The organism is Marinobacter sp. NFXS11, from assembly GCF_040148675.1.
GTDB lineage: Bacteria > Pseudomonadota > Gammaproteobacteria > Pseudomonadales > Oleiphilaceae > Marinobacter.
Genome location: NZ_JAGDDV010000001.1, coordinates 1,757,170 through 1,775,777, shown reverse-complemented (window position 1 = coordinate 1,775,777; position 18,608 = coordinate 1,757,170). Strand labels below are relative to the sequence as shown.

The 18,608-nt window shown below is 56.4% G+C and carries 16 protein-coding genes; 9 read left to right on the top strand and 7 right to left on the bottom strand.

The genetic code is table 11. From position 1 onward, the window contains the following. Positions 1-56: 56 nt before the first annotated feature. Entirely contained in the window at positions 57-2,135 is a 2,079-nt protein-coding gene (locus J3362_RS08305) for a DUF8754 domain-containing protein (RefSeq protein WP_008171993.1), read from the top strand. Here J3362_RS08305 and J3362_RS08300 read toward each other — a convergent pair. The 3 genes from J3362_RS08300 to J3362_RS08290 all read right to left on the bottom strand — a co-directional run bounded on the left by J3362_RS08300 (position 2,105) and on the right by J3362_RS08290 (position 6,785). After that, the gene (locus tag J3362_RS08300) at positions 2,105-3,664 is read right to left on the bottom strand and encodes a glutamate synthase-related protein (protein WP_008171991.1); all 1,560 of its coding nucleotides are present in this window, start codon (positions 3,662-3,664) and stop codon (positions 2,105-2,107) included. The genes J3362_RS08305 and J3362_RS08300 overlap by 31 nt on opposite strands. Positions 3,665-3,803: 139 nt before the next feature. Then, positions 3,804-5,996 (bottom strand): OsmC domain/YcaO domain-containing protein, encoded by a 2,193-nt coding sequence (locus J3362_RS08295; RefSeq protein WP_349519094.1) that lies wholly within the window; start codon positions 5,994-5,996, stop codon positions 3,804-3,806. Positions 5,997-6,089: 93 nt separating this feature from the next. Next, entirely contained in the window at positions 6,090-6,785 is a 696-nt protein-coding gene (locus J3362_RS08290) for an aspartate/glutamate racemase family protein (protein WP_349519093.1), read from the bottom strand. A gap of 144 nt (positions 6,786-6,929) precedes the next feature. Between J3362_RS08290 and J3362_RS08285 the strand changes: the two genes are divergently transcribed. The 4 genes from J3362_RS08285 to J3362_RS08270 are packed head-to-tail and all read left to right on the top strand — an operon-like array spanning position 6,930 to position 10,262. Then, the gene (locus J3362_RS08285) at positions 6,930-7,754 is read left to right on the top strand and encodes a MipA/OmpV family protein (RefSeq protein ID WP_349519092.1); all 825 of its coding nucleotides are present in this window, start codon (positions 6,930-6,932) and stop codon (positions 7,752-7,754) included. An 11-nt stretch (positions 7,755-7,765) separates the two neighbouring features. Continuing rightward, positions 7,766-8,443, top strand: a complete 678-nt coding sequence (locus J3362_RS08280) for a hypothetical protein (RefSeq protein WP_349519091.1) — start codon at positions 7,766-7,768, stop codon at positions 8,441-8,443. Beyond that, positions 8,440-9,513, top strand: a complete 1,074-nt coding sequence (locus J3362_RS08275) for a sensor histidine kinase (protein ID WP_349519090.1) — start codon at positions 8,440-8,442, stop codon at positions 9,511-9,513. The genes J3362_RS08280 and J3362_RS08275 overlap by 4 nt, the downstream gene beginning before the upstream one ends. Next, positions 9,510-10,262: a LytR/AlgR family response regulator transcription factor gene (locus tag J3362_RS08270; RefSeq protein ID WP_064226838.1), complete on the top strand. Its 753-nt coding sequence runs from the start codon at positions 9,510-9,512 to the stop codon at positions 10,260-10,262. The genes J3362_RS08275 and J3362_RS08270 overlap by 4 nt, the downstream gene beginning before the upstream one ends. A 6-nt stretch (positions 10,263-10,268) precedes the next feature. Here J3362_RS08270 and J3362_RS08265 read toward each other — a convergent pair whose 3' ends face one another. Further along, positions 10,269-11,288, bottom strand: a complete 1,020-nt coding sequence (locus J3362_RS08265) for a sodium:calcium antiporter (RefSeq protein ID WP_349519089.1) — start codon at positions 11,286-11,288, stop codon at positions 10,269-10,271. A gap of 159 nt (positions 11,289-11,447) precedes the next feature. On the opposite strand from J3362_RS08265, the gene J3362_RS08260 reads away from it, so the two are divergent. Together J3362_RS08260 and J3362_RS08255 are read left to right on the top strand one after the other, a co-directional pair. Next, positions 11,448-12,359, top strand: coding sequence for a pirin family protein (locus J3362_RS08260; RefSeq protein WP_349519088.1), 912 nt, complete (start codon positions 11,448-11,450; stop codon positions 12,357-12,359). Between the two features lie 105 nt (positions 12,360-12,464). Then, a complete protein-coding gene (locus J3362_RS08255) occupies positions 12,465-12,704 on the top strand; it encodes a DUF1289 domain-containing protein (protein WP_349519087.1) in 240 nt (79 codons plus the stop codon). A 51-nt stretch (positions 12,705-12,755) separates the two neighbouring features. Here the strand turns inward: J3362_RS08255 and J3362_RS08250 are convergent, their stop codons facing one another. The 3 genes from J3362_RS08250 to J3362_RS08240 all read right to left on the bottom strand — a co-directional run bounded on the left by J3362_RS08250 (position 12,756) and on the right by J3362_RS08240 (position 16,747). Then, a complete protein-coding gene (locus J3362_RS08250; protein WP_349519086.1) occupies positions 12,756-14,855 on the bottom strand; it encodes a TonB-dependent siderophore receptor in 2,100 nt (699 codons plus the stop codon). 88 nt (positions 14,856-14,943) lie between these two features. Continuing rightward, positions 14,944-15,609 (bottom strand): DNA-3-methyladenine glycosylase I, encoded by a 666-nt coding sequence (locus J3362_RS08245; RefSeq protein ID WP_349519085.1) that lies wholly within the window; start codon positions 15,607-15,609, stop codon positions 14,944-14,946. A gap of 13 nt (positions 15,610-15,622) precedes the next feature. Continuing rightward, positions 15,623-16,747 carry a hypothetical protein gene (locus tag J3362_RS08240; RefSeq protein WP_349519084.1) on the bottom strand — a complete coding sequence of 375 codons (1,125 nt, stop codon included), beginning with the start codon at positions 16,745-16,747 and terminating at the stop codon, positions 15,623-15,625. A 177-nt stretch (positions 16,748-16,924) separates the two neighbouring features. Here J3362_RS08240 and J3362_RS08235 point away from each other — a divergent pair, with 177 nt between their 5' ends. Both J3362_RS08235 and J3362_RS08230 read left to right on the top strand, forming a co-directional pair. Further along, the gene (locus J3362_RS08235; protein WP_349519083.1) at positions 16,925-17,461 is read left to right on the top strand and encodes a GNAT family N-acetyltransferase; all 537 of its coding nucleotides are present in this window, start codon (positions 16,925-16,927) and stop codon (positions 17,459-17,461) included. A 22-nt stretch (positions 17,462-17,483) separates the two neighbouring features. Continuing rightward, a complete protein-coding gene (locus J3362_RS08230) occupies positions 17,484-18,587 on the top strand; it encodes a histone deacetylase family protein (protein ID WP_349519082.1) in 1,104 nt (367 codons plus the stop codon). Positions 18,588-18,608: the final 21 nt, after the last annotated feature.

Genomic DNA, 18,608 nt, shown 5'->3' with positions numbered 1-18,608 from the left:
CGATCTCCTGAATTAGGCTGTAGATGATAACAACAGGAAAACGGGAAGACCTGAATATGAAAACCGTTGTCAGCGTCAGCCAGGGATCTGGTGAGTACGATTATGATATCGAGACGTCGTTTCTTGGGCAGCCTTTCCGGATTATCCGGATCGGTACGGACGGCGATCTTTCCCGGGCCGAGGCGGTTCTGGAGTCCGTGCATCCGCAGGCAGATGCCATCGGTCTGAGCATGGTACACGATCATTACGAGGTGGGCCGGGAGCAGCTTGAACACCCGGATACTGCTCGCCTTGAGGCCTGTGTGCCGGATAAGCCGGTAACCACCGGTGCCGGGTTGCGGGCTATCCTGCAGGAATGGGCTGTGCGTCATACCCAGTCTGAGCTCGGGCATTTCTTCGACAATGCCCGGGTGCTCTTTTTGAATGGGCAGGCCGGTTACCGGATTGCCAGAGCCCTTTCCGAACATACCGAGAATCTCTTCTTTGCCGATCCTTACACGGATTTCGGAGTGCCCAGGCTGCTGACTTCCCTGAAACAGCTGGAAACCTATACCTCGCTTACTGCACCCATCATGTTCAGGCCTGCGGCGGTGAAAGCGGTTGAAACCATTCTCCGAACACCGCTGTATCGGTTGGGTGAGAACCTGGTTAAAGGTTCGCTCCATCACGCGGTGTCCGAGGCCCATGTCATCGTGGCCTCGATTGGCGACCTGGAGAATTTCACGGCGAAAGAGCTGGATGGAAAAACCGTGATTACCTCGCGGGTAACGGACGCGGCCATGGACTGGATGCGTTCGCGCAAGGTTGCCATGGTAGTGGATTACAGTCCCTGGCTGGAGGGCCGCCCCGTTGGCGTGAATGTGATGGAGGCGATGATCAGTGCGGCGCTTTCCAGGACACCGGACCAGTTGGGCCCCGATGACTATCTGGATGTTATTCAGAGCCTGCAGATTGAGCCGCGAATCCTTTACCCGAACGGTTATCGCCGGGTTAACCGGTTTGCGTTTGTCATTCACCCCCTGTCGCAGCAATACCTCACCAAAACACCGCCCCTGGACTGGGTTGCCAACGTATCGCCGCCTGTGGTGATGAACCTGGTGGAAAAGGCCATCGCGTATTCGCCACCGTTCATCTACTCCAAGGTATCCGGAATCCGGTCACCCAATGGCGATGAGGTGGAGGGCTGGCTCATTACCGTTGGTGGCACCCCTCGGGAAATCATGGCCCACGGGCCGGAATTTACCTACGCCCGGTTGCTGCAGGCGGCCAAACTGGCCAAGAAACTCGGCGCCCAGATCATGGGCCTGGGTGCGTTTACCAAGGTGGTGGGTGATGCCGGTATAACGGTGGCCAAGCGGGCGCCGCTGCCGATCACGACCGGCAACAGCTACAGCGCATCCGGTGCCCTGTGGGCGGCCCATGACGCCATGAAGAAAATAGGGCGGGTGAGTATTGGCCCCAGTGGCAAAGCGGCCGGCAAGGCTATGGTGGTGGGCGCTACGGGTGCTATCGGGTCTGTCTGCGCCAGATTGCTGGCCAAGGCTGTGGACGAGATTTATCTGGCGGCACCGGAGCCGGCCAAACTGCTGGCTCTCAAGGAAAGCATCGAACAGGAAACTCCGGGTGCCATCGTACATGTTGCCGGCTCTGCCGAACGCGATCTGGCCGACATGGACATGATCGTGACCGCCACCTCCGGGGCCGGCAAACGTATCCTGGATATCATGAAAGTGAAGCCGGGCTGCGTCATAACCGACGTCGCCCGCCCACTGGATATCCCGGCGGAGGATGTCGCCAAGCGGCCGGATGTGCTGGTGATCGAATCTGGCGAGATTCAGCTACCGGGTGAAGTGCATATGAAAGACATCGGGCTTCCGAAAGGCATTGCCTATGCCTGTCTGGCGGAAACCATTGTGCTTGCTCTGGAAGCGCGTTTCGAGAATTTCACTCTCGGGCGGAACATCGAGTGGGAGAAAGTGCGGGAGATTTACAAGCTGGGACTGAAGCATGGCATGAAGCTGGCCGCCATTTCCGGGGTGAACGGTGTGTTCACCGAGGAGGACTTCGAACGGGTTCGAGTCCTGGCGGCCAGCGAAGAAGCACCTCAGGCAGAAGGATCAAGCACACCGGCGTAGCGAACGCCGCTGAGCAGGGCCATCTCCCGATGCCAGGTGGACAGGTCATCTATGTTCAGTTTGCTCAGGCTGTCGTGGCCACAGGCTCGTGCCATCACCTGCATCAGTGAGACAGAGGCCTCAAGGAAGTTCCGCAGCTGTTTGGCAGACTGGTCGACGTTCAACCGTTGGCGCAGGTCCTTGTTCTGGGTCGCAATGCCTGCCGGGCAATTGTTGGTGTTACAGATACGGGCTGCAACACAGCCGATGGACTGCATGGCACTGTTGGCAACGGCAATACCGTCAGCGCCCAGCGCCATGGCCTTCACAAAATCGATAGGGACCCGCAGGCCACCGGTAACGATCAATGTGACCCGTCCGCTTGCGCCGCGGTCATCCAGATAGCGCCGCGCACGCGCCAGGGCAGGAATGGTGGGCACACTGATGTGATCACGGAAGATCTCGGGTGCAGCGCCGGTGCCGCCGCCACGGCCGTCGAGAATGATGTAGTCGGCGCCGGCATCCAGGGCGAATTGCACATCCCGCTCGATGTGATTGGCGCTCAGCTTGAAGCCGACGGGAATACCTCCGGTCACTTCCCGAACATGGCTGGCGAAGCGCTGGAAATCCTCAACTGAGCGCAAATCGTCGAAAGTGGGTGGGGAGTTGGCCGGTTCGCCCTCAGGAATATTGCGCACCTCTGAGATCTTGCCGGTGTTCTTGTTGCCCGGCAAATGGCCACCGGTGCCGGTCTTGGCGCCCTGGCCACCCTTGAAGTGAAACGCCTGCACTTTCTTGAGCAATTCTTCCTTGTAACCGAACTTGGCGCTGGCCAGCTCGTAGAAGTATCGGGAATTTTCCTGTTGCTCCTCGGGCAGCATGCCGCCCTCGCCAGAGCAGATGCCGGTGCCGGCTAGCTCGGCGCCACGAGCGAGGGCAATCTTGGCCTCCTCCGACAACGCGCCGAAGCTCATGTCGGAAACGAATAGCGGCATGCTCAGTGTCAGTGGCTTGCGGGCTTCAGGCCCGATTACCAGTTCGGTCGAGACGTCGGCGTCGTCTGCCAGCGGCTTACTGGCCATCTGCGCCACCATCAGTTGGAGGTCGTCCCAGTGGGGCAGGGTGTGGCGGGGCACGCCCATGGCAGTTGTCGGACCATGGTGGCCCATACTGCTCAGCCCCTCACGGGCCAACTGATGAATAAATTCAACGGTGGGTTCTTCTTTGGTGGATTTGGCCTTCGGCGCATCACCGGATTCCTCGTCGCCATCATCGTCTGACTCCGGCGCCTCCTTGCCAACCTGGTCATCGCTGAACTGCTGGTGAGTGCCGTCACAATAAGGCGCGCTTCCGGTCTGTTTACACTGGCACAGAACCGCCTCTTCGTCTTTTTCGGCCTTGAAGACCTTGGGCTTGAACCCCGTATCTCCGTGGGAACCGTCGCAGAACGGCTGGTTGTTGGAACGGCCACAAACGCAGAAGGCGTATTCCTCGCCTTTTTTCAGGCTGACTTTCTTGGGCTTGTTATCAGCGATCACCGGATTGCTCATTGCAAGGCTCCTTGTTTGGCGTATGCCACAAATGTACAAGGGTGTACGGGCATTAAACGCAAATAGGCTACTTGTAATGATCAAGTGTGGATCAGGACTGACCGCGCCGCCAATGCGGCGCGGCTCGCTCGGCGTCCGATTACTGCTGCAGGCCCGCCCTGGCTGCACGCGCCGCGTGCAGCTTCCGGTAGCTCTCGATCAACCGCTGATGCTTCTCCAGCCCATCCAGTTGCATGTTCGTGGCTTCCAGGCCGTGGAAACGAACGCTGCCATCCACTGAGCCAACAACAGCTTCCATGGTTTCCTTGCCGAACATGCGGGTGAAGTTGGTGATGTAGTCGCCCAGCTCCATTTCGTCGTCAAGGGTGACTTCCAGAACCGCATACATCGCTCGGTAGAAAAGGCCGCGCTCAACGGTGTTGTCGTTGAACTGAAGGAACATGTCGACGAATTCCAGGGCTTCTTCATGCCACTGCAGGGCAAGGCAGATCAGGATCTTCAGCTCAAGGATCGTGAGTTGGCCCCAGATGGTGTTTTCATCGAACTCCACGCCGATCAGGGTGATGATCGTCATGTAGTTGTCCAGCTGGCTGGCTTCCAGGCGCTCCACCAGATCGGCCAATTGCTCATCGTCCAGGCGGTGCAGGTTGAGGATGTCTTCCCGATAGTCCAAAGCCATGTTGGTGTTGTCCATTATCAGGTCTTCCACCGGATACACCTCGGAATAGCCTGGAACCAGGATTCGGCAGACCGGCGCGCCCAGTTCCTCATAGACGGCGACATAGACTTCCTTGCCCAGCTCCTCGAGGATACCGAACAGACACTCGGCTTCCTCGGCGTTGGTGCCGGAAAAATCCCATTCAACGAAATCATAATCGGACCTGGCGCTGAAGAACCGCCAGGAGACAACGCCGGTAGAGTCGATGAAGTGCTCCACAAAGTTGTTTGGCTCGGTCACTGCCAGGCTGTTGAAGGTGGGCGCCGGCACATCATTGAGGCCCTCGAAGCTGCGGCCCTGCAGGAGTTCCGTCAGGCTTCGCTCAAGGGCCACTTCAAAGCTCGGGTGAGCGCCGAAAGAGGCGAACACGCCGCCCGTTCGCGGGTTCATCAGGGTAACGCACATTACCGGGAACTGGCCGCCGAGGGAGGCGTCCTTTACCAGAGTCGGGAAACCCTGGGCTTCCAGGGCTTCAATGCCTTCCAGGATGTCCGGGTATTTTTCCAGTACCTCCCGGGGCACGTCCGGAAGGGCAATCTCCTCTTCGATAATCTGCTTCTTTACCGCCCGTTCGAAAATCTCCGACAGACACTGAACCTGTGCTTCGTTCAGGGTATTGCCAGCACTCATGCCGTTGCTGAGAAACAGGTTCTCAATCAGGTTGGAGGGGAAATACACCACCTCTCCATCAGATTTTCGCACGTAGGGCAGGGAGACGATGCCCCGGTCGGCTCTGCCGGAGTTGGTATCAATCAGATTGGAGCCGCCAAGCTCGCCGTCCGGGTTGTAGATGGCGAGGCAGTGTTCATCCAGAATACCTTCCGGCAGCTCGTCGTTGGGGCCCGGCTTGAACCACTTTTCGTTCGGGTAGTGGACGAAGTCGCTGTTGGCGATGTCCTCACCAAAGAACTGATCGTTGTAGAAAAAGTTGCAGCTGAGCCGCTCGATGAATTCGCCCAGCGCAGAGCACAGGGCGCTTTCCTTCGTGGCACCCTTGCCATTGGTGAAGCACATGGGTGAGGCGGCATCGCGAATGTGCAGGGACCACACGTGAGGCACAATGTTGCGCCAGGAGGCAATCTCGATCTTCATGCCCAAGTCTTCAAGGATGCCAGTCATGTTGGCGATGGTCTGCTCCAGGGGCAGGTCCTTGCCTTCGATAAAGGTCTGGGTGCCGCCTTCCGGCTGGGTCATGAGCAGTGCCTGGGCGTCCGCGTCCAGGTTTTCGACGGTTTCAATCTCGAAGGTCGGGCCGGTCTGGACCACTCTTTTCACAGTGCAGCGGTCGATCGAGCGCAGGATGCCCTGGCGGTCTTTCTCCGAAATGTCCTCGGGAAGTTCCACCGAAATCTTGAAGATCTGGTTGTATCGGTTTTCCGGGTCCACGATGTTGTTCTGGGACAGGCGGATATTCTCGGTGGGAATGTCACGCGCCAGGCAGTAGACCCGGACAAAGTAGGCTGCACACAGGGCAGAGGAAGTCAGGAAGTAGTCGAACGGGCTGGGCGCCGAACCGTCGCCTTTGTAGCGAATCGGCTGGTCCGTTACGACGGTGAAATCGTCAAACTTGGCTTCAAGTCTGAGGTTCTCGAGAAAGTTGACGTTGATTTCCATTGCAAAGAGTCCTGGATCGGAGAATTTGGCGCGCCATGGCTTTTAATGGCGGCCATTATCCAGTTTTTGCAGGTGTTCGTCTTGGTCGGTCTTCTACGGATGATGTAACGCCAGCTCCACGGCTCGGGCGGCGTGAATCTCCGTGGTGTCGTAAAGTGGAACCTCGGTGTCGGCCTGGGTGATCAGCAATCCGATCTCGGTGCAGCCGAGAATCACCGCCTGGGCCCCGCGCCCGGAAAGCGACGAAACGATATCCAGGTAGGTGTGGCGCGAGTCAGGCTTGATCTCGCCCTGGCAAAGCTCTTCGTAGATAACACGGTGCACCTCATCCCGATGGCTTTCATCCGGGGTGAGAACGTCGATACCGGCCGCCTCCAGTCGTTCCCTGTAGAACGCCTGCTCCATGGTAAAGCGGGTGCCCAGCAGGCCTACTCGGGTCACACCATCTTTCTTCAGTACCTGCGCGGTGGAATCGGCGATGTGCAGCAATGGAATCCCGATCGCCTGTTCGATCTCCGGAGCAACCTTGTGCATGGTGTTGGTACCGATCACCAGGAAATCCGCGCCGGCCTTCTGCACTGACAAAGCGGCCCCGGCAAGAATGTCGGCAGTGGCCGGCCAGTCGCCTTTGTGTTGTAGCGCTTCAATCTCGGCGAAATCCACGCTGAAGAGCACCAGTTTGGCTGAATGCAGCCCGCCCAGGCGGTTTTTAACGCCCTCGTTGATAAGCCGGTAATAGGTCTGCGTGGATTCCCAGCTCATGCCGCCGAGAAGGCCAATGGTTTTCATACATGAAATCCCAGAACAGAGTTTCCAACGACTCTAGCACAGTCTAGTGCGGTCGAATGCGCGTTACCGTCCATCTCAATTTACGCCGGCTTGTCGTCCATACCAACCGTTTATCTCACGCTTCCTTGGAGACTCTCCATCCGTGTGAAAGTCCGTGCTTCCGGGTATTCCACCCCTGAATTCATTCACATGGAGATCATTGAAATGAACCCGTTAGCGACTCACCTTGCCCTCCGGTCAAGGCTCACTTTTACAGCACTTGTCTTGTGTATTCTTGCAGGCCCTGTCAGCGCCTCCGACTGGGAAGCAAGCCTTGGCCTTTCGGGCGGCTCTATCCAGCGCCATGTAAAGGGGGAGAATGATCAGCATGTCGTCGTACCTTATGCCGATTTGCGGTGGGGGATGATGATGGCAAACCCGGAAGGTATCGGGCTTGTTACCTCGCCCACGTCTTCTAGCAGGCTCAAGGTGATGGTGAAGTTACGCCAGTCTGTGTTCGACCCGGATGATAACAAGGTGCTGGCAGCATTGGACGACCGGGATGACACCGGTGAATTACTGATCAAATGGGAGCAGGCGACCCCCTGGGTTGATCTTGCCATTTTTGCGTCGGCCGATGTGTTGGACCGGCATGGCGGTCATGAATGGGGTATTGCAGTTTCCCGCGAATTGCACGCATGGGGGGGAGCGCTGGTGCCAAGCATTGACGTGCGTCAGCAATCGCGAAGGCTGGTTGATTACTACTACGGCGTTAGCCAGCAAGAGGCGTCTGCAAATATTGCGGCATACGAAGGAGAGAAATCGGTCGTAATGCGGACGTCGGTCTCTCACGTCCAGAAACTGGGTAGCGATTGGCATTCGGTGTTCGCGTTTGGTTATGAACATCTTGGCGACGGGGCTGGCGAAAGTTCAATCGTGGAGCGCAAGGGCTTCTGGTCTGGTGGTGTTGCAATCTTTTATCAGTTCTAGGAGCAAACGACATGAAGCTGTGTTTCTCTTCTCGCGAACGAACGGGAGGGCTTGCCGGTATCCTTGCCGGATTAACGTTTCTGTTCGGGATGGTCTTTTACCTCGCGCTCTTGACGGAAGTTCAGTTCGGGAATCTATCGGCAGACATCACTTCCCAGCTCATTTACCTGCAGGAGCACAGCGGTTTTCTGTATACATGGTATTTTGTTATTTACCTCGTGTTCGGCTTTGCGCTGCTCAACATGCAGTTCGGATTGTCGGCGTTGTTGCCGAGAACAACCCTGAGCCAAGCTGCATCGCTCGTGGCGTACCTGTGGGCAGGTCTCGTGATTTCAGCGGGGCTGGTGGCGACCGTAGGGCATAATATGGTGATCACTCTTGCACAAGCCCATCCGGAACTCGCGCCGGGGGTCTTTGTGTCGCTCCATATAGTCGTCAACGGTCTAGGAGGCGGGAACGAACTCGTAGGTGGCGTATGGCTGATTCTGGTTTTTTTTGCCTCACGGCAGAAACAGTCGTTGCCAGAGGCTATTCAGTGGAGCGCACTGTTGGTCGGTTTTGCCGGCACGGCTACTGCACTGCCGCAACTGGCAGGGTTCTGCGGTGCGGTATTCGGGCTTGGCGGCATTCTCTGGTTCGTGGCCACGGGTATGCATCTGGCTTTTAATGGAGCAGGGCAGACATCATGATTACTGAGATTCAACGTCTCTGGCAGCGCCATGACCTGCTCCGAGATACCTTTCAGACGCTTGCAATCTGCTACGCAATTTCGATGGTAATCTGGCTAACGGACGCGGGCGAGTTCTGGCTGACACTGCAGGTTGCTCTAGTATTCGGGGTGTCTTGCCTGTGTGCGATACGGGTCAGTGTTCATTATCTTGAAAACCGGACTTCCATATTGGTGGCCACGGTCATTGGCTACCTGGTGGGAGTCGTTATTGGAATCGTCCACTTGTTTTATCAGCTTTATGGCTCCTTCGAAGAAGTGCGGGAGGCGCCTGCTTCGGATCTTATACTCAAGATCCTGTTCAGTTTGTTGGTGACCTACGTTTTCTACAACTCACATCGTTTGACCCGTAAACGCAGAGAACTACAGGCTCAACGAATGCGGACGCTTGAGCAGGAAAAGCAGCTGGCGGAATCCAACTATCAGGTGTTGCAATCAAGAATTGAGCCGCACTTCCTATTCAACACACTCGCCAATATACGTGTACTCATTGACGTGCGACCGGAGACGGCGAAAACAGTTCTGGATGACCTTACAGGGTTGCTCAGAGGTTCCATGACCAAGGCTGAGCGTCAGCTCATTCCTCTGTCTGAAGAGTTGGAGTTTGTGAAAGCTTACCTTTCGATACAGCGCACTAGAATGGGAGACAGATTGACCTTTGAAGTTGTCGTTCAGGATGACATCGCTGGAGTGAGCTGCCCGCCATTTACGCTGCAGCCGCTTGTTGAAAATTCGGTTATCCATGGCATTGAACCTAAACTTGAAGGCGGTCATATCCGGGTGCTGGTAGATGTTGGACCTGAGCGGTGCTGCGTTACCATCCGTGATACGGGGCTGGGATTGCGAAAGGATTCTCGTAAGAACAATGGCGTCGGGCATGGAATCGCCGTTGACAACATTCATCAGCGTTTGTCGCTGCTCTATGGAAAGAATGCATCGCTGATACTGGCCAACCATACTGATGAAAAGGGCTCAGTAACCGGTTGCGTTGCTACGGTTCGGTGGCCGATTAATTCCGGGGACTCGCCATGAACGTTATGGTTGTTGATGATGAACCCTTACTCAGATTTCACCTTCAGAAACTGCTCACGGATCTCTGGGATGAAGCAGAGCAGGTGATCTGTGTGGGGTCGGGCGTGGAAGCGGTCGAACGAATCAATGAAGTTGATGTGCATACCGTGTTTTTGGACATCAAGATGCCCGGTATGAGCGGCGTTGAGACAGCGGGTGTCCTGCGTGATATGGGATTTTCCGGGAACCTCGTATTTGTTACAGCCTACGATCAACATGCCTTGGAGGCATTTGAACATGAAGCGGTGGACTATCTGCTTAAACCCGTGCACGGGGACCGCTTGTATCAGTGCATTGAAAGACTGAGAAAGCGTGATGAAAGAACAGTGAAGTATGAGCTGGATGCTGCGCAGCTGAAACGCCTAATGCCGGTTGCAGGCTCCAGCGAACTTCGCTGGATTAACGCCACCCGCGGCCAGCAGGTTCATGTTATACGGTTGGACGACGTCTGTTGCTTTATCGCCGAGGACAAGTACACAACAGTGGTGACCGAGAACGGGGAGTTCCTCATTCGCAAAACCATCAAAGAATTAACGGAAACCCTCGATGGTGATCAGTTTTGGCGTATTCATCGGGCGATCATAGTTCAGGTTGGCCGTATTTCCAGGGTGGAACGAGATGAAGAAGGACACTATGAGGTGTTTATGGATGGCATTGGCAGAAGACTGCCGGTCAGTCGCAGCAATGCCCATCTCTTCAAGCAGATGTAAAAGCTGTCATCCGCTTGCCATAACGATGGATAGCGCCACCGCGTAAACCGTCAGCATCAGCGCGCTTTCAAATCCGATCTTTCCGATTCCGTAGCGCTGGCGTCGGACCATGCCCATAAGCAGTGTGGCCGTCATCAGAATGCTCACCAGGCCCCAGGTCATCTGTATCGGGGTAATGTCGTGATATATGGAACCGCCAGGGTAGCCCACATCGGCTGAAGCAATCACCAGCATGTTAAAACAGTTGGTGCCGAATATATTGCTCACTGCCAATGTCAGCGCGTTTCTGCGGATGGCCGCAAGGGTGGTGACCAACTCCGGCGAAGACGTAGCGATGGCGGTGAAGAGACCGCCGATCAGTGTATCCGACAGGCCTGTTTCATCGCTGATCACCTTGGCACCTTCCATCAATACCCAGCCGGCGACGCCTGTAATTGCGGCCAGAATAATAAAGCTGACCCAGGCCTGGACAAGGCCACCGTGAAGATAATGGCCAGGCTTGTCGGGAACGGTTTGGCGGGTCAGTCGGGGAAACCACATGGGTTTGCTGTCGGTTGTGCGAACCAGATGCAGGCCGAACAGGTACGCTGCGGTAATCACGGGAGTGATTGGATGGATGCCCCACACGGAAACCGGTGGACTGGCAATCGCCAGGAGTGGCAAAGCGAGCAAAACGATCAACAACGCAGCCAGCATCAGGTTGGTTGAAGATGCAGCCGCGTGCTCCAGGTTGGCTTTCCGGTACATGATGTCGGCAATGCCCAGAAATACCAGGTTCGCAGCCATGCTGCCCATGACATTGCTCATGGCCAGGTCCGGCCTTGAATCGAGCGCAGCGCTGAGGGTGGCGGCGAAGTCCGGTAGTGACGTTACTCCAGCCAGCAGAAAGATCCCGAACAACGCCTCTCCAAGGCCCGTTCGATCGGCCAGCTCATCCGCTACCTGAGCAAGCCGGCTGCCGGCTGTCACAATAACGACGGATGCGATGGCAAAAGCGATGATCCCGGTAGTCAGTGATGGAAACACTCAAGGCCCCAGACTGTTGCGATTGCTTGAATTTCTTACGGTAACTATAGCGGCCGGGGAATGGCCAGGGCGGATATCGATGCCCGCAGAAGTATTCTGGCTTCTATATTGGCTGCAGGAAGCACCGGTAGCAGGTTCAGAGAAAAACGGGAGCGATGCATGAGCAATCTGATGAATTCTGTCGAACAGAGCTGTGATTCGGCCGATGCGCCGTGCAGCGCCATTGAAGTCATTTTGAGCCCCCGGGTTGCGGATCTGGGTGGCTTTTCTGTGCGCCGCCTGTTGCCAACGGCAAAACGGAAAATGGTCGGCCCCTGGATTTTCTTTGATGAGATGGGGCCGGCGGCATTTCCGGCCGGCGAGGGCATCAACGTATTGCCGCATCCGCATATTGGCATTGCCACCGTAACCTACCTGTTTGAAGGCGAAATATTGCACCGGGATTCGGTGGGTAGCTACCAGCCCATCCGACCGGGAGATATCAACCTGATGGTGGCCGGTAGTGGCATCGCCCATTCCGAGCGGGAGCGTCCTGAAATGACGGCCAAGGATCATCGTCTGCATGGGCTCCAGCTCTGGCTCGCCTTGCCGGAATCCCATGAAGAAACCGACCCCGGCTTTCATCATTATCCGGGCGATCAGATACCGGCTATCGACATTAACGGTGTCCCGGTCCGGGTCATGATCGGCAGTGCCTATGGCGTAAGCTCACCGGTGCGCCAATTCAGCGACACGCTGTATCTTGAGGCGACCCTGAAAGCCGGTCAGACCCTGGAGTTGCCGGAGGCGGCCGAACGGGCCGTCTATGTCGCCAGTGGGGCGTTGCGAGCTCACGGCTCCGAACTGCCTGCCCATAGCATGACGGTTTTTTCCCGAGGCTCCGGCGTTGACGTCGCTGCTACTGAAGAAACGCGTATCGCTGTGATCGGTGGTGAGCCCCTTGGTAAGCGGTTTATTGAGTGGAACTTTGTTTCTTCCACCAAAGCCAGAATAGACACGGCCAAAGATGACTGGAGGGCCGGGCGGTTTGCCAAAGTCGTGGGTGATGAGGAAGCGTTTATTCCCTACTAGGAGCTTGTCTCGGTTTTCCACTGGTGCCACGCCTTGTATCCAGGGGTCGATGTCTACAGTGTTAAGAAGAGCCACTTCTCAAAGAAGGAGGGGGAACCAGGATCCATGGAACCCGTCACCAAGAAACCCTGCATCGACGTCTGCGAGTTCAACAAGAAGGCCATCTGCAAAGCCTGCGGCCGAACCCGTCAAGAGAAGAAAGAGTGGAAACAGCTGTCACCGGAACAGAAGCAGGCGATCTGGAGTCGCATTCTCGAATCTCACGGTTCTGGTAAGGGGAAGAATCCTACCGCGTTGAGAGAGTTGTACGAGAAGGCAAAAAAGAAGAAGAAAAAGAAAAGCTGACCGCTGCAGATTAAACCTTTTTGCTGCGGTCAGCTTTTTGGAGTTGGTCGTTTAGAAACGATATTTTGCGTTGGCTGTTACTGTGCGCCGCTCGCCATAGCCACAGTCTGCGCCCTCGGAGCGACACCAGGTGATGTACTCTTCATCGGCCAGGTTCTTGGCATCGACGGTGAAGTCCCAGTTTTGCCAGGTGTAGCCAATCATGGCGTCGTAAAGGGCAACGGAAGGCACGACGGGCCCGCCGCCAGAACCAACGTTGTCGCCCACATATCGAACCCCGGCACCGACCCGCCAGTTGCTGGCGATATAGAGCTGGTTCCACCAGGAAGCCTGACGCTCGGCCACATAGGGAAGACGGTTGCCGGTGCCATCGTCTTTGGCACTGATGTCGGTGTACGTCAACTGGGTTTCGAAACGCTGCCAGCGTTTGTTCACCTGCAGTTCCCAGCCGTCGATCACGGCGCCGGTCTGCTCGACACCTCCTGGCGTATTGCCATCACTGACGCGGTTCTCCTGGGTAATATCGAAATACGCGGCGCTTATGCCGAGGGACTGGTCCGGGGAAACATACTTCACGCCGGCTTCCTGCTGGTCGCCGGTTGTCGGTTTCAGGGTATTAGCCTCAGGAGTGCCGTCGGTACCGAGGTTCATGCTGAAGGCTTCAGCGTAGCTGATGTACGGAGAAATTCCGTTTTCAAACCGGTACATCAGACCCGCGCGACCGGTAGTGGCTTCTTCATCACTGACGGTGTCTGATCCGGAGACGGCCAGGCTGCGGTTCTCGGCCCAGTCGTGGCGAAGGCCCGCGGAAACGACAACAGGGCCGATTTCAATGTGATCGGCAACGTAGAGGCCAATCTGCTCAATCTCGTTGTCTGGCCGGTCTGATGGGTTGATGATGCTGTCATTCAGGTTGCCGTATTGTGGGTCGTAAACATCGAATGTTCCGCCCAGACCATAGCCGTAGAAGTAGTTGTCCTGTTCCCAGAGGGCATCCTGGCGGTCGGCTCCGATAATAAGACGGTGGCGGGTCATGCCCAGATCAACATCGCCCTCGAGACGAGCGTCCAAGTTGAAGATGCGGGTTTCAGTGTCTGCCGTGTAAATGGTTCGTGATACCTCACCGTTGGCGTCAGGAACGCTTGGAATAGTGATCCAATGCTCACGAGTTTCTGCGCTGGAATTGGTATAACGGGCCGTAGCGGAAACCGCCCAGTTGGAATTCAGCTGATGATCGACAAACAGGGTAGCCTCGGTCTTCTCCCGGTCGTAACGATCCCAACCCGGTTCGCCAACAAACCGCTCGGATCCGATGAAACCCTGAGAACCCGGTTCCAGGGTGCCGGCCTGTGGCAGGAACTGGGCAGACACCTGACCTTTATTCTCCTGACGGTTCAGAAGCAGGGTGATGCTTGTATCATCGGTGGCGCGCCAGGTCAGTGAAGGGGAGAGCACGTAGCCATCGTCTTCCACATAATCCACCTGTGTGTCGCTGTCGCGTCCCAGTGCGATCAGACGGTACAACAAATCACCGCTCTCGTTGACGGGGCCGGTTACATCCACGGCCAGTTGCTTGCGATTAAAGGTGCCGTATTGAGCCCAGATCTCGCCGCCCTGTTCCTCTTCCGGGAGTTTGGATACCCCATTGATGATGCCGCCCAGATCGCTCTGGCCATAAAGCATGGAGGAGGGGCCCTTGAGCACTTCGATGCTCTCGAGCGCGTACACATTGGTGCGAACAGTGTTGTAGGAACCGTAGATCTGACGCAAGCCATCCAGGTAGCGGCCGGCGTCTACTCCACGCACTTTTGCGGAATCGATTCGGGTGTCAAAACCGAAGTTGCCCGCGTTAACCCCGGGGGTGTAGAGCAGGGCGTCCTGAATGTTCTTGGCGCCGGAATCTTCGATGAAACTGCGATCGACGATTGAGACTGAATAGGGTTGCTCTTCAACCGGAACGTTCAGTTTTCCAACGGCCGGCGTTTTTTCCAGAGGCATATAGTCCGGAGCGGTAATCGCATCAGAAACCACTTCGAGAGCTTCGAGTGTGGTCGCGTCGTCGGTTTGCGATTGCGCCATGGCCATAGAGCTTGCGCCGAGGAGTGAAACCAGTGCTGCAGAGCTGCAGCGTCGGGAGCGGATGACTTTCATACAAAAATGCGCCTTCGTTGTTAATGCGGAGGCGAATGATAACAATTATCATTAAATAAACAAGAGGTAGTGAAATCGCGTGACAAGATCAGTCGATAGTAAACGAGATGATTCTCGAGAGGTGGCTGTAGGGCAGGCCACTCTCCTCATGCCAGAGATTAAACGCTTCCTGCGCCTGCATCAGCCCTTTCTTGCTGGTGGGTGAGGCATCCAAAACCTCTTCTCTATGCAGCGCGGCAATAACATCCCGTGAAAGGATAAAGCCGTCCCAACCCACTCGCCGCAAAAAGTACTGGGCGCTGTTGCCACCGAGCCTCGCTCCGTTGCGTTTAAGCCACATCAGCAGGCCGGCCTGGTCACTGCAGGGCCAATCGGCGAGGAACTTGCCAAAGCTGCCGTGTTCCCGGGAGGCATCGACAATCATCCGCGCATTTTCGGGAACGGTCTGAATTTTCTGAGCGTTCCTGACGATCCGTTCGTCGCTCGCCAAACGCTCAAGCACTTCGGGAGAAACCTGCTGCCAGTAAAGCGGTACAAAGCCTTCGAACGCCTCTTCGAACTTCGGCCATTTGTTTTCGATCACCCGCCAGACGAAACCGGCCTTGAAGATGCACCGGGTGATTTCCGAAAGGTATCGATCGTCACCAAAAGCCTCAAGCTCGCCGGGTGCCGCCACTCTCGGCAGCCGTGCGCGAACCTCGCTCTCGCCGCCTTTCTGAAGAACGGCCTGTTCGTAGATGCGGGAAAAGGACATAGCGGTCTCTGAATCAGTCCAGTGTGTTAAGTGATTTTTTCCGGCCAATGTGCGACAGGCCAATAATCAGGGTTCCGAGCAACCCGAGGGCAGGGCGCACAATCAACCGGAATACCCAACTGCCGATGTACAACACCGGCAGTAGTATCAGCATCCACCCGAGAAACTGCACCAGCTTTACCGGGTAGCCCATTACCTCCGCTACCTCTGCCAGGACGTCATTGATGATACCGGGGTGTGTGACCACCAGATACCCCACGCCAATCACGGCGGGCCGTTTCGCGTAGCGGGCGGTCGTCATCAGCATGCGCCCGCTAGTCGTGAGGCGAGCGGCCAGTGCTGCGGACCGGGTACCCCTGGCAGCGCCTCTGGATGAAACAGCGACAGCCCGTCCTACCCGAAGTACCTTCAATGCACTGGCAAAAACCAGAACATCCACCGACGCCCAGCCGATATCAGCGGCGGTCACGTCGTCACCGGTGCGGTGCTGAATCTCAAGATTGCGTATACCACTTGCGAAAAACTGGTTGATGTTCTCCAGCACCCGTTCGGTTCGAACCCAGATGACGTCGCCCTGCTCGTTTGATACGAACTGGCCCAGGAAATCGTGCCCTTCTTCCTGAATAAAGCGCACGGCGTACCACCCGCGCTCTTCCGGAGTCAGCTTTTCCTTTCGGGAGGTATTTTGTTGGCCGCCGGCACTGTTATCGGTTTCTTCGCCTCCGGTAAAGAACTCAAGAGCCGCCTGATATCTGCTCGCCAGATCGTTCATCAGCTCGATAGAGCCAACAGGTTTGCTCAGGAAATAGTGAATCGGCGGAAGAATGTTTTCGCCATAGAGCCGAAGAACTTCCCGGAATTCCGGTTCGGGACCATATAGGGGAAATACCTCGCGTGTCATTGCCGGGTATCGCAAATACGCTGCCCGGGCCTTCAGTAGCAGCAGTTCGTCGTCTGCCATATCCAGCAAAGCTGCCTGCACTTCCAGTGGCTCTGTCTCTATCCCGGGGAATTCCCGGAGAGTATCTTCCGCCTGAATCTGGATCAGCCGCTCTTCAATCAGCATGGGCCGGGATGTGACCGTCGACAACAATGCAAGGATCACCGAAATCCCCAGAATCAACAGGAGTTTTCTCATCGAAACTTACCCCGGGCAGGAATGAGTAAAAGAACCGTGTAGGGGTTGCCGCTTTTGTAGCTCGATCAACCAGCGACTACGCTTTGGAGAGTAGCGCAAATGTATACGCCCCGAAAATGCAGATCATTCCGGGATTGGGCTGGCATGCTTTTGGCGAAGGTCGAACGGGAGTTGCAAGTGGCGGTAAATCAAGCGAAGCGTGGATTTGTGATCAGGGAGGCCCGGGAAGAGGATCTGCCCGAGATGGTGGGCTTCCTCGCCAAACTGGCCCTGCATGTTTCGGGTGCGCCTCCCCATGACTTGAAGGAAAGCGAGTGCAAACGGCTTCTGCGAACCCTGCACTCTGCCCTGGACGATCCCAACAGACGACTCGTTGTGGCCGAAAGCAAAAGCGCCGGGCTCGTGGGCATGGGTTATGTGTATATCTGGAGAAGCCAGGGCATCTGGGAGCAGTCGGAAGCGGCAGAATTCAAGTCTGGCGTTATTGATGATATCTGGGTAGAGCCGGACTTCCGGGGGCTTGGTATCCTGAAGGCACTGTTGCGGGATCTTGTGACTTTTGCGGAGGAGCATCACGCCTCGGAGCTGATCCTCGAATACTCTGCTTCGAACAAGGAAGCCAAGGCTGCCTGGACCAAGCTGGGTTTCAAACCGACCGGGGTTCGCGCGGCGGCATTCACCTCGATGGTTAAGCAGGCGCTGGCGGAATCATAAGGATAAGAAAAGGAAACAGGCCATGATCGGCGATCGCAGTGTGAATGTGTTTTACGATGAGATCATGCTCGGGCATAACCCCGAGGTGGACCTTCCGTTCATGCCCAGCCGGGTGGAAAAGCGGGTGCGATCCATTCTTCAGGGGCTGGACTTCAAATGGAGCTACCCGGAACACCCGGGGCGGATCAGCGCCATCAAGACGTATCTGGATGAAAACCCTGTGGCAGGTACTCAATTCAAATCGGGTGCGGTTGCCGCAACCTACGATCAGCTGGCACGGGTACACACCACCTCCTACCTTGACCACATCTTCTCACTGGACGGTAAACGGGCGTGGCTTGATAAAGACACTACGGCGGTGTCACCCGACAGCATCAAAGCCGCCACGGCTGCGGCCGGCAACGCCATTGCCGCCGTTGAAAGCGTTGTAAAAGGGGAGTGTGACAGCGCGTTTGCCCTGATCCGCCCGCCCGGCCATCATGCCGAACCGGTTCGGGCACGGGGATTCTGCCTGCTCAACAATGTAGCCATTGCTGCGGCCCATGCCCAGGCCAAACTCGACTGTGAGAAGATTCTGATCATCGACTGGGATGCCCATCATGGCAACGGTACCCAGGACATTTTCTGGGCAGACCCCGATGTCCTGTTTTTCGATACCCACTGCGCGGCGCCGTTCTATCCCGGTTCCGGTCACCTGGAGGAGGTCGGTGATGGGCTCGGGGAGGGCTACACTATCAACGTGCCACTGCCGGAAACGGCTGGCGACGTTGCCTTTGAGAAAGTGTTCCGGGAGATCCTGATGCCGGCGGCGGATTACTTCAAGCCGGATCTGGTACTCGTCTCTGCCGGCTTTGATCCGCATCGAAACGACATGGCCCTGAACCTCACCTACGATGGCTTCAAAGTAATCACAGGTATTGTTCAGGCGATTGCCGACAAACACTGTGAGGGACGGTTAGCGCTGGTTCTGGAAGGTGGCTACAGCCTGAGTTCGCTGTCCAAGGGGGTGCACGCCGTGCTCGAAGTGCTGGCCGGAGGGGAGGTGCCGGAAGTGCATGAAATCGGTGTACCGGAGGCCGAGGAGGCAGCGGAGTTCCATCGGTCTGCTTTCAGTGATGAGGACTGAGCCCGCTTTGAACACGAGCGA